This window comes from Sphaerisporangium sp. NPDC088356 (assembly GCF_040685555.1).
Classification (GTDB): Bacteria; Actinomycetota; Actinomycetes; order Streptosporangiales; family Streptosporangiaceae; genus Sphaerisporangium.
In genome coordinates this window covers 1-10296 of sequence record NZ_JBFBIK010000177.1, presented here as the reverse complement: position 1 = coordinate 10296, position 10296 = coordinate 1, and the positions used below count along the sequence as shown (strand labels likewise).

Annotated in this window: 12 protein-coding genes and 5 pseudogenes; 10 read left to right on the top strand and 7 right to left on the bottom strand. The window is 64.2% G+C overall.

Going from position 1 to position 10296, the window contains the following annotated elements:
* Positions 1-584, bottom strand: a pseudogene (locus AB0O34_RS34600) (glycoside hydrolase family 43 protein); the annotation flags it as partial.
* 332 nt (positions 585-916) lie between these two features.
* Here AB0O34_RS34600 and AB0O34_RS34595 point away from each other — a divergent pair.
* Positions 917-1442 (top strand): annotated as a pseudogene (locus tag AB0O34_RS34595) (IS5 family transposase); the annotation flags it as partial.
* Here AB0O34_RS34595 and AB0O34_RS34590 read toward each other — a convergent pair.
* Both AB0O34_RS34590 and AB0O34_RS34585 read right to left on the bottom strand, forming a co-directional pair.
* The gene (locus AB0O34_RS34590) at positions 1442-1918 is read right to left on the bottom strand and encodes a hypothetical protein (RefSeq protein WP_363922822.1); all 477 of its coding nucleotides are present in this window, start codon (positions 1916-1918) and stop codon (positions 1442-1444) included. The pseudogene AB0O34_RS34595 and the gene AB0O34_RS34590 sit on opposite strands and share 1 nt — an antisense overlap.
* 8 nt (positions 1919-1926) lie before the next feature.
* Positions 1927-2247, bottom strand: coding sequence for a hypothetical protein (locus tag AB0O34_RS34585; protein WP_363922820.1), 321 nt, complete (start codon positions 2245-2247; stop codon positions 1927-1929).
* On the opposite strand from AB0O34_RS34585, the pseudogene AB0O34_RS34580 reads away from it, so the two are divergent.
* Positions 2228-2422: pseudogene (locus AB0O34_RS34580) on the top strand (transposase family protein); the annotation flags it as partial. The gene AB0O34_RS34585 and the pseudogene AB0O34_RS34580 sit on opposite strands and share 20 nt — an antisense overlap.
* Before the next feature lie 7 nt (positions 2423-2429).
* Here AB0O34_RS34580 and AB0O34_RS34575 read toward each other — a convergent pair.
* Genes AB0O34_RS34575 through AB0O34_RS34565 form a run of 3 tightly spaced genes read right to left on the bottom strand, consistent with a single transcriptional unit; the run spans position 2430 to position 3681 of the window.
* Positions 2430-2594: a DUF397 domain-containing protein gene (locus AB0O34_RS34575; protein ID WP_363922819.1), complete on the bottom strand. Its 165-nt coding sequence runs from the start codon at positions 2592-2594 to the stop codon at positions 2430-2432.
* A gap of 8 nt (positions 2595-2602) precedes the next feature.
* Positions 2603-2842 (bottom strand): DUF397 domain-containing protein, encoded by a 240-nt coding sequence (locus AB0O34_RS34570; RefSeq protein ID WP_363922817.1) that lies wholly within the window; start codon positions 2840-2842, stop codon positions 2603-2605.
* Positions 2843-2844: 2 nt separating this feature from the next.
* Positions 2845-3681 carry a helix-turn-helix transcriptional regulator gene (locus AB0O34_RS34565; RefSeq protein ID WP_363922815.1) on the bottom strand — a complete coding sequence of 279 codons (837 nt, stop codon included), beginning with the start codon at positions 3679-3681 and terminating at the stop codon, positions 2845-2847.
* Positions 3682-3900: 219 nt separating this feature from the next.
* Between AB0O34_RS34565 and AB0O34_RS34560 the strand changes: the two genes are divergently transcribed.
* From AB0O34_RS34560 to AB0O34_RS34525, 8 genes and pseudogenes are all read left to right on the top strand, one after another.
* Entirely contained in the window at positions 3901-4581 is a 681-nt protein-coding gene (locus AB0O34_RS34560) for an ATP-binding protein (RefSeq protein ID WP_363922813.1), read from the top strand.
* Positions 4578-4889 (top strand): hypothetical protein, encoded by a 312-nt coding sequence (locus AB0O34_RS34555; RefSeq protein ID WP_363922811.1) that lies wholly within the window; start codon positions 4578-4580, stop codon positions 4887-4889. Before AB0O34_RS34560 ends, AB0O34_RS34555 begins: the two co-directional genes overlap by 4 nt.
* 204 nt (positions 4890-5093) lie before the next feature.
* Positions 5094-5626 (top strand): annotated as a pseudogene (locus AB0O34_RS34550) (hypothetical protein).
* Positions 5627-6058: 432 nt separating this feature from the next.
* On the top strand, positions 6059-6844 hold the full coding sequence (locus AB0O34_RS34545; RefSeq protein WP_363922809.1) for a hypothetical protein: 786 nt from the start codon (positions 6059-6061) through the stop codon (positions 6842-6844).
* Positions 6845-7700: 856 nt separating this feature from the next.
* Complete coding sequence (locus AB0O34_RS34540) at positions 7701-7985, top strand: hypothetical protein (protein WP_363922807.1); 285 nt, start codon at positions 7701-7703, stop codon at positions 7983-7985.
* On the top strand, positions 7982-9142 hold the full coding sequence (gene tgmC / locus AB0O34_RS34535) for an ATP-grasp peptide maturase system methyltransferase (RefSeq protein ID WP_363922805.1): 1161 nt from the start codon (positions 7982-7984) through the stop codon (positions 9140-9142). Before AB0O34_RS34540 ends, tgmC begins: the two co-directional genes overlap by 4 nt.
* A gap of 199 nt (positions 9143-9341) precedes the next feature.
* Positions 9342-9533 (top strand): hypothetical protein, encoded by a 192-nt coding sequence (locus AB0O34_RS34530; RefSeq protein WP_363922803.1) that lies wholly within the window; start codon positions 9342-9344, stop codon positions 9531-9533.
* Positions 9530-9973: a PIN domain-containing protein gene (locus AB0O34_RS34525; protein ID WP_363922801.1), complete on the top strand. Its 444-nt coding sequence runs from the start codon at positions 9530-9532 to the stop codon at positions 9971-9973. Before AB0O34_RS34530 ends, AB0O34_RS34525 begins: the two co-directional genes overlap by 4 nt.
* 96 nt (positions 9974-10069) lie before the next feature.
* Here AB0O34_RS34525 and AB0O34_RS34520 read toward each other — a convergent pair.
* A pseudogene (locus AB0O34_RS34520) lies at positions 10070-10296 on the bottom strand (glycoside hydrolase family 43 protein); the annotation flags it as partial.

Here is a 10296-nt window from a genome sequence, read left to right as displayed (position 1 = left end):
GACGTGGCGTACGTCATCTGGTACTCCTGACCGTGGGCCTCGACGCCGAGCCAGATGCGACCGGCCGGTACATCCGCCTGTGCGAGCGTGCGGTCGGCGCCGCCCTCCCTCCTGATCACGACGAGCCCCGCGGTGGTCATGACCAGCAGGATGTGGAAGTCGTCGTTCTGCACCAGCGCGAGCCCGGCACGCTCACCGTTCTCCGGGGTGAACTCCATGGCGGCGTGCACGGCGAAGTGGGCGTGCCGCTGCCGCCGGGCGACCAGGCTCGGGTTGGTCCGTTCGGTGAGCGACTCCGGCCGGCCCCGCAGCCGCAGGTGCCCGGGGCGCTCGGTGAGCGTCCAGTACGGTTCGCGCGGCGTGCGCAGGTGGTTCCAGGCGGGCGCCAGCCGTACGGCGTCGAAGTTGTCGCAGGCGGGTTCGGTGGGCCACCGGTGCGGGCGGAGGTCCGGCCCCTCGGCGGTGAGCTCGACCGGGCCGGGGACGGGCCAGCCGTCCTCCCACCGCACCGGTGTCAGGAACGTCTCGCGGCCGAGGTTGTAGTGGTAAAGGGTTGGGTGGGCAGAACGACGTTCACCCGTCACGCACTACACGGGCGGGTCCAATAGAGATCGCCCAATGGCCCGCGTTCTCTCCTGAACAACGTGAAGGGGCCTCGAAGCCTGTGTTTCCAGGGCTTCGAGGCCCCTTGGTCTTGCTAAACGTACGCAGTACTAAGCGTGTTCCGTGGATCTTCGGGAGTGGTTTGGTGTAGATCAGTCACATGGAAGATCGCCTGAATCGTCACGACTTGTCCGATGAGGAGTGGCGGCGGCTGTCGCCGCTGCTCCCGGCCAATCCGCGGCAGGGTGGCGAGCAGACCCTGGACGGGCTGCGGGCAGGACGCGATGAGGCCGATGGCCAAGGCTGGACGGTGAGCGTGGGCTCCACCGTGGTGCGGGCCCATCAGCACGCCGCCGGAGCTCGGCACGCCCCCCCTGCCGACATCCCTCCAAGGGGGAGGTCGTAGATCACAAAACGAGCACGCATCGGGGAGGCGCTGGGCCGCTCCCGCGGCGGGCTGAGCACCAAGATTCACCTGGTTGCCGACCGGCACTGCCGTCCCCTCGCGCGGATCATCGGCCCCGGCCGGCACGGTGACAGCCCGTACTTCCAGCGCGGTGCTGAACACGATCCGGATCGTGCGCCGGGGTCCGGGCCGCCCCCGCAGGCGGCCGGCGACCGTGTTGGCGGATAAGGCTTACTCCTCCCGGAGCAACCGCGCCTACCTGCGCAGGCGCGGCATCAAGGTGGTCATCCCGATCAAGAAGGACCTGCAGGCCAACCGCCTCAAGCGGGGCAGCAAAGGCGGGCGGCCGCCTACCTTCGATGCCGAGCGGTACAAGGAGCGCAACGCCATCGAGCGGTGCATTGGCGAGCTCAAGAGCCACCGCGCTGTGGCCTACGCACCGACAAACGCCAGCGCATCCACCATCGACGTCGCCTCAATCAGAATCTGGCTCCGCGCTCCCGTCTCCCAGACCACCGCGTAGGAGCGGGAGAGGGCCAGAGAGTCGATGTGTGCCGCGTTGGACTCAGCGTCCATGCAGTTCTTCTGCCAGATCTCCCAGGCGTCCCGGTCGGCGTCCGGGTCCTCCGTCATCCGGAAACCCTCGACCTTGATGCGCTCGGAGATGGAGTCCACGATCAGGCCGCCGAAGTTCACCTTCCACTGGGTGAACATCGCGCCGAACGCTTCCTCGAAGCGCTGCTGCGCGAACGCCGGGGGCGTGTTCCTGGAGTCGTAGTAACGGCCGTACTTTTCGACCTTCCCGATCTGAGCGCTCAACCGGCCGTCGAGGTACTGAATCCGCTCCTCCGGGCTCTGGGGGGCAGACCCCGTTGGCAGCGTACGTTCAGGCAGGGCGAGTGCCCCCATTCTTAGTTCTAGAACCCAACGACGAGCCGCCTCTTCTTCTTGAGCCGGCCGTCCGCGATGGCGTCGGCCCTGGCCTCGTAGGCGAGAATCGAGGCGATGGTGCAGTCGATCTTGTTCTTGGACTTGGCGTGCTCCTTGGTGAGCACGTAGCCGCTCCTGACCTCGCGCTTGTGGGTGTTGCGCACGTGCCGGGCCAGGGTCGGGTTGCCGTTGTGCAGGAGCAGGTCGGTCACGACGGCGGTGTGGAAGCGCTCGACCGCGCGAGCCATCTGGGCCTCACCGCCGGTCCAGAACTGGAAGACGACCTTGCCGTACAAGGGACGGAACAAGCCGACCTCACAGAAGGCGGCCAACTCCGCCCACGCCAAGCTCCGCGGGCCCGGCGAGCGCGCCAACGCCGTGTTGAAGACCTGGCGCATCCTGCGGAAACTACGCTGCTGCCCACTTCGCGCAGGTCAGCTCGTCAAAGCCATCTTTGTGCTTCAGGCTCGCGAAGTGGGATGAAATACGTTCACTGAACCGAGGCGACAGCGAGGATGGGCCCGGAGGGGTTCTTGCTGTCACGGACTGCAATGCGGTCCCCGGCAAGTCCGGCGACTTCAACGCAACTCCCGCCGTTCCCTCCGCTGTAGCTGCTCTTGTACCACTTGAGCTGCGATGAGCCCGAACCGAACATCGCCCCTCCTAAGCAGGGATTCCGTCCACCCAGCCGCCCATCTTTACTCCGCCGACGAAGGCACGCCATTGGCCCGAGGTGACGGCGACGACGGGACCGGACGGGTTCTTGCTGTCACGCAGCAGGACCGAAAGGGCCTGCACTCCTGCGTCCGAGGCGTTGCCCACCAAGGCAACCTCGACGCACTGATCGCCGCTACCGCTGTAAGTCGACTTTCGCCATACAAGGCTGGGGGGAAGAAGTTCCACGATTACTCCTGTGCCACCTTGTTGATCAGGTTGGCCGAGTCCTCCGGGGACATCGCCATCGCGCTGATGCGCTCGAATCTCAGCCTATGCGCAGCGACATCTTCCGCGCTTTCCATATAAACATCACCCATAGTGCCTTCGATGTAGGCGATGTCAGGGTCGGCTGGATCGGGATAGGACATAAGCGTGAAGCAGCCATCCAGTCCTGGGTGCTCCCCCGCCGTATATGGGAGCACCTGGATGGTGATGTTGGGCCGGACGGCATGGTCTGCCAGCGCGACAAGCTGCGGCTTCATGACCTCAGGGCCGCCGATCGAACGACGGATGACCGCCTCGTCGACGATCATATGCAGTTCGGGTGCGTCGTCCCTGGACAGCAGGCTCTGCCGCACCATGCGTGCGTCGACTCTCCGGTCTACCTCGCTGTCGTCAGCAATCATGCGGCCGGCACGGATGACGGCTCTGGCGTAGTCAGCCGTCTGCAACAACCCGTGAACGAGCTGCGGGTCCCACGTGCGGATGTGCGACGCCTCGTCCTCCAGGGCCACGTAACTGCCGGTGAAGACGTCAAGGTAGGCGGTCCACCATCCGCGCCGACGGATTTCCCTGGCAAGAGTGACCAGCGCATCCCGTTCGGGACTGCTCACGCCGTAAAGGTCGAGTAGGTCGGCGACGTCTCCATGGTGGGGGCGGATCTGGGTCGTCTCGACGCGTGACATCTTCGCTCGTGACCAGTCAAGCCGGTCGGCCACCTCCTGCAAGGTCAGGCCTTGCTGTTCACGAAGACGTCGTAGCTCTCGGGCCAGCCGTCGAGCTCGCACCGTAGGTCGGTAAGCCATGCAACTCAGTGTGGTCACTCGATCACGGAGCCACATCCAACTCCCAAAAAAATCTAGAGAAGTTCTTGGAAGGGAGTAGCGGAATCGAGAATCTCACTGCAAGCTCTCAACGAAGAGTGACGGGGCAAGCACGTCGAGTCACTTTTCAACATCGCGGATGCGTGCGGCGGCTGCCGCAGGGGCCTGTGGAGGTCGATGGTGGGGCGAGAGACTGGGCGGGTGGAGTTGTTGGGCGCCGGGGCGCGGGTGCTTCAGGTGCTGGAACGGGAGGTGTCGCGCATCGACCTCCCGCAGCGGAACGAGACGGGCGCGCAGCGCGTCCAGGCGGCGAGCAGCCGCGAGACCGTACGGCCCAGCGCGGCCGTACCAGGCCCGGGAACGGACGCGCAGGGTGTGATCGTGGTGAACGGCGCCATCGGTCACGACGACGAGCATCGGAACGGCACACAGCCGGGCATGTGGACCATCGCCGGGTACCTCACCCTCGCCGGCCACGTCGAACAGGTCGGTACGGCACGCGCGTTCGTGCGCAAGCTCCTCGCCGGGGATCCGCTCCTGGACGCGGCCCTGCTGGTGGTCTCCGAGCTGGTCTCCAACAGCGTCCAGCATTCTCGGTCGTCGCTTCCGGGCGGCACCGTCACGGTGTACGTGCTGCACGTGGGCAACCGAGCGCGTATCGAAGTGCTCGACGACGGCGCGGAAGGCGTCCCCTGCATGCGACCCACCGGCGGAGCGGAACTGCCGGACTGGGCCGGAGTGCTGAACGAGGTGGACCTTCGAGGCCGCGGCCTGCGACTCGTGGACGTGGTGGCGGCGTGCTGGGACTTCACCATCGGCCACCGCAGGACCACCACATGGGCGGAACTCGCGCCCGCCGAAGACCCCGGATCGCCCGCATGACGCCGACCTCCACAGAGACCGACGCCACCCGCCAGGACGTCGTACGGGCGCTGACGCAGCGGTTCAACGGCTGGTGCCTCTGGTACGGCACCGCCACCGGACACTGGTGGGCGCTCCACCCGGCACGGAACCGCGAACACCTCGGCCTCATCGAGGCACGAGACCCCGGCGAACTGGCCGAACGCCTGTGGCGTATCGAAAGGGCCGAACGCCACCTCGCCCCCACGACCGACCAGCGCGTATGGCCGCGCCGCCCCACCCCACCCCCCGGGCCAGACCCGAGCCCCACGAACCGGCCTCCGCCCTGACCGAGCAAGCAATCACGAACCACTGAGACAGGTGGTGCGAGGCCGCCTGCGCATTGAGCCTTTCCGCGTAACCAATGATCACGCAGTGTGATCATTTTCAGAGTGTGGGGGTCGTCCGGCGGAGGCGCCCTGAGCCTGGGAAGGCGTGAAGCCCCTGCTAGAAGTGGTCTTGCTACAGATCAAGTTCAGGGCGAGAGGCTTCACGTGTCGTCCAGTGTCACATACACCGCCACCTTGAAGATCAACCGGTCCACCGCTGAGTTCCTTGCGGGCAAGCTCGCAGCTCATCGGCGTGGGATCGGCACGCGCAAGGGAACTCGGGCGCTGGGGCCGTTCAAGCAGGCGGTGCCGGTGTTGCGCTGGTTCGTCGAGGACGCCCGGATCCGGCAGCTCGCCACCGACAACAGGATCGGCAAGAGCACCGCGTACGACTACCTGCATAAGGGATCGACGTGCTGGCCGGCGAGGCCCCTGACCTGGCCACCGTGCTGGAGGAGGCCAGCAAGTCCGGGATGACGCATCTGAATCTGGACGGCACGGTGGTGCGCACCGAACGGGCGAACTCGCTGCTCAAGACCACCTTCAAGGCACCGCGGCGGGTTACCCTCGACCCCTGGCGGATCGGTGCGATCGTCGAGGCCGCCCACGTGCTACTCCGTCTCAATACGGCCGTCACTCCTGACCGAAGATCACAGACCGTCATGATCGGTTACGCGGAAAAGCTCATTGAGCATTAGACATTGCACCCAGTTTGTCAAGGTGTTGATCATTAGGCCTCTTGCCTCTTAAACTTGCCTCATCCACTAGGTGTAAAGAGCGTGGCAAGAATCCACAGATAGCTCTTCCTGCGGGCGGCGCATCTCACCACAACCCGCCCGCAGGGCACCTTACGATGCACAGGAAAGGGTACTCCTTGCGTCGTGTTTCGCACGGCGGCATCGGCTCTCAGCGTACTCACCGTTGTCCTGGTCCTCACGGCTCCCCCCGCCCTCGCAGTCGGTGATCCTGGTGAACCAGCGAGCAACGTCAGACTCGACGAAACCAATTCTCGAGAGGTGACCAAGTCGCCTCAGAGAAACGATGTCCTGGAGAGCTTCGTCACTCGCATCGCGAAAACGGCTCCGGAGCTTAGGGGCCGTAGCAGTGCAAGCATTTCCGAGGAATACCGTGTGCTCGAAGTGGATGTGGCAAAGGTCCTTCCCAAACCTGGATGCCCGCAGGTAAAAGAGACTCTAATCCTACCAAAAAGAATCACATCGATTCGCTACCAGCGAGGCAGCATCGACAAGGCCGAGCCCACCACACCTTGTGCTTACACGGTGGTATGGGATGATCCCCCGGTACCCACCACCGAAAGCGACGACCCGATCAATAACAGGAACTCCTCGGTTCTGGTGGCGCCGTCTACAGAGCCCTACGCGCAATACTGCGCGGCGCGTACCCTTAACTCCGGAGGAAACATCGGCTGGAACGATGCCTGCGTGGTTTACTACGTCGAAAAGAACGACGGTAATTCTACGTGGAACTACTACTCTTCTCATGTGAAGAGTTCCTGTGGTGCAAACGGCTATGGCAACGGCGTTCTAACGTCATGCGGGCGCGGCGTTGAGATGACCAGCCCGGGGCAATGGGTGGACTTTGCCCCTTCCGATGGAATCACGTACGACTGTCGGACTATCTCAAACAGTGTAACCCTTTTGCACTTCGACGTTGGCTACAACTACACGTCGTGTGACGAACAGCGCGCTTATAAGTACACGGAGCCGGGCAAGATGAGCACATACTGGAAGGGTGAGCAGTCGCAGAGCGGCACCAACAATAACCAGATTCTGGGAGGAACCAGTCATCACGTCTCCGTCAAGGTGCCTCAGGCAGACGGCCGCCCGTCCTGGAGTCACTGGTGGAACTCCGACGCGTACTACTGTGGCGGCTTGGGCCTTCCTTTTTGCTTGTAGACTAAGGACGAATATTCGTCCAACTGGTGCGTAGCACCAAGGGAACGGTGTACGGTCTGCCATATATCCACTGGCGGACCGTACATCTACTTGCCAGACACAAAGTCTACAGTTGCGCACCAAGGGGATGAAGCAGAGTGCGGCGAATTATATGTCAGGCACAGATTATCACAGCAATGTTTGCGCTTCTTAGCTGCACGGCCAATACCACTGAGGTCCCGTCTCGCGCAATATTGGAAAAGGACGCGGTGAATGTTCTCAGCCAGGTCTCATACGCCACAGATTCACGAGGCATCGACGGGTTGTGCAGGGAGTTTGCCGTCGGCCTAGGGCCTTGCGAATCGACTTTACAATTGGCGCGGCGTAACTGTCTCCTCCCGGGGGGACGTCCACGTGTCCGGAAGTCATCATCTGTACACCCAGTAAATGGGCGTGTTGGCGGCTGGTTGCTTGAAGTTGAGGGGACGACCCAGGATGGCCAGCGGTACATTTCCGAGTTCTTTGTAGTGAACGATGGGGGGAGATTCCGAGCTTACGTGCCTGTCTATTGGACGGGACTTGGGCTTCTCGACTCACCTTTCGGGCCAGGTAATACGGTCTTGCCTCACCCCGCTTGCGGGCCATAAGTGGGCTGTTGCTTGCCACTGAGCCTTTCCGCGGAACCAATGATCACGCCAGGAGCTTGCGCCAGTGCTCTGCGGTTCACCCCTTGCATGAGCCCTGCCGGTGAACCGTCCACCATCTGGGCGACCCCCGTCGACCCCGGCAGCATCGACCACACGATCGCCCATACCGCGCATCTGTTCCAAGCTCGCGTCGAAAGACCGCCGATTGGATGACGGCTGTCGGGAAGTGAGTGTTCTGCGTCCGCATCGAGTCCGACCTGCTTGACTGGCGGCAGGATTACGACCGCATCGCCTACACGGTGGTCGATCCTCCGCCGCGTCTTGCCGACACCGCCTTCGCCTTTCTCCGCGCACTCGACCTGTCGTTCGGTGCTTTCGACTTCGCCATCACCCGAGACGGGAGCCACATGTTCCTGGAGTGCAACCCCAACGGCCAATGGGGGTGGCTGGAGGACGCCACCGGCATACCGGTCGCCGCCGCCATCGCCGAACTGCTCCTGGAGGCTCCGCGATGACCACGCACGTCCACGATCAGCTCGCCGCCCGGCTTCGCCGCCGCCTGGCCGGCGAACTCGCAGCGAATGGAGATCTGCGCGACCCTGCGTGGCGGCGTGCCGTCGAGACCGTGCCCCGTGAGATCTTCCTCGGTGGCCGGATCTACCGGCGTGTCGACGGCCCGAACGGCACCGAGTGGGAGCCTGTCACGGCTTCCGGCGACGAGAAGTGGCTCGACCTGGCGTACCAGAACGGGACGTGGGTGACCCAGCTCGACGAGCGCGACGATTCCGTGCGGCGAGCGCCGACATCCTCATCGACGCTGCCGGGTCTGGTCGTGAGGATGTTGGAAGAACTCCAGGTGGAAGCCGACCATCGGGTGCTGGAGATCGGCACGGGGACGGGGTACTCCACCGCGCTGCTCTGCGAGCACCTCGGTTGCGGCCAGGTCACCTCGATCGAAGTGGACCCGCGCGTGGCGAGCCGTGCTCGGCGTGCGTTGCACCGTGCCGGCCATACCCCTGCCCTCCACGTCGGCGACGGATTGGCGGGACACCAGGAGGGTGCCCCGTACGACAGGGTCATCGTCACCTGTTCGGTCCGGACCATCCCCGACGCGTGGCTTCGCCAGACACGACGTGACGGCATCATTCTGGCCACGCTGTCCGGATGGCTGTACGGCTCCGCCCTCGCCCGTCTCACCGTGACCGGCCCATCGGCCGCCGAAGGAGAGTTCCTGCCAGGCACGATCTCCTTCATGCCGGCCCGGCAGCACGCAGCTCCACCTGTAGGTGACCTGCCGTCGAGGCACGACGGCGACCAGCGTGACGCCGTGTTCGGCGCTGACGTCCTCACCGAGTGGACGACGCTGTGGATCGCTCAGCTCGCCGCTCCCGGCGCCCAGTCGGTAGGTGTCTCGACGGAGGGCGGACCGGTGGCGTACTGCCTCATCGATCTTGCCACCGCGTCCTGGGCGTGGCTCGTACCCGAGACGCATGGGTGGACCGTCAGGCAGGGCGGCCCCTTGCGGTTGTGGGACCAGATCGAGGCCGCGCTCACCGCCTGGCAAGACGCCGGTAAGCCAACCCAGCAAGCATTCCGCCTACGCATCAAGGACGACGCGCAGAGCGTGTACCTGCCCGAGACGCCGGACCTGCGCTGGACCTTGCCGAGGTAATCCTGGTCATGTCGCAACCATTTCGCCTACCTCACGTGATCTCGGCCCTGCGTCAAGATTCGTGGTTCGGAGAACCGCAGACGATGTTGCTCTCTATGGATACCGGCTGTTCGATTCACGGTTCGCGCGAGCCGCAGAAGACCCTTCATGGCGTACGGTGACTATCTATACTCGGATCGTGATTGTCTACACTCAAGTCATGGACGAGAGCAGCGAGGTGGCGGGCGAGGCTCCGCTCGACTACGAGGCCATCCGGCAGCGCTTCCCCTGGGTCGGGCTAGGTCCCACCGAAGAGCACGATTTCTCCAAGACCTATCGCGAGGTAATGGCCGAGGCGCGCATGGGCAGGGAGATCATCGAGGCCGTGGAGACGATCAGGCGCAGTGCGTGAAGGAGCTCCTGATCGACTCTGGCCCCCTGATCGCCACCTACTCGCCGGGCGATCTTTACCATGTGCGTTGTAGCAGGCTCCTGGCAAGCTGGCCGGGAACCCTCGTCGTCCCTGAGCCCGTGCTCGTGGAGACGTGTGGATTCATCCGGAACAACTTCCGCCGAGGCGCCGACTACGAGGCACAGCTGCTCGACCACATGAGTTCGGGTTCCGGCCCCTTCAAAGTGGTCATGACGACCCACGAGGACCTGCTCCGCGTCGCCCACTTGGTCCGGCGGATGGCCAGCGCACCGATGGGTTACGTCGACGCCGCCGTGATCGCGATGGCCGAGCGCCTGCACATCACCGACGTCGCGACAGTCGACACGAAGCTCGTCGGCATGTCCGTCAGCGTCTCTAAGATCAAGCCGATCTCCTGGCTCCTGCCCGATCCCTCCTAAGTTCATTCAACGTCCCTCCGGCGTCGGTGGGCAGGGCGCGGATCTCCTCTGCTCACCGAGGCCTCGATCGAACGTGTCGTGCCCACGACGGGAACTTCAGTGCGAAAGGGGGAGGTATTCGAACCAGTCGAAGTCGGCGATGTTGTCGCTCGGGTGGCCCTCGCCGGAGAGGTACATGCCGATGTAGGCGCCGATGAAGCCTCCCGCCAGGGAGGTGCTGAGGACGCGGCCGTCCACCGGGTCGCCGAGCGGGCGCCACTCCCCCGGCGACGTGGCGTACGTCATCTGGTACTCCTGACCGTGGGCCTCGACGCCGAGCCAGA

Bases quoted from the DNA above. Each gene is read 5' to 3' on its own strand.
- AB0O34_RS34590 (WP_363922822.1), bottom strand. From the start codon at position 1,918: ATGGGGGCACTCGCCCTGCCTGAACGTACGCTGCCAACGGGGTCTGCC.
- AB0O34_RS34530 (WP_363922803.1), top strand. From the start codon at position 9,342: ATGGACGAGAGCAGCGAGGTGGCGGGCGAGGCTCCGCTCGACTACGAG.
- AB0O34_RS34555 (WP_363922811.1), top strand. From the start codon at position 4,578: ATGACGCCGACCTCCACAGAGACCGACGCCACCCGCCAGGACGTCGTA.
- tgmC (WP_363922805.1), top strand. From the start codon at position 7,982: ATGACCACGCACGTCCACGATCAGCTCGCCGCCCGGCTTCGCCGCCGC.
- AB0O34_RS34575 (WP_363922819.1), bottom strand. From the start codon at position 2,594: ATGTTCGGTTCGGGCTCATCGCAGCTCAAGTGGTACAAGAGCAGCTAC.
- AB0O34_RS34565 (WP_363922815.1), bottom strand. From the start codon at position 3,681: ATGGCTTACCGACCTACGGTGCGAGCTCGACGGCTGGCCCGAGAGCTA.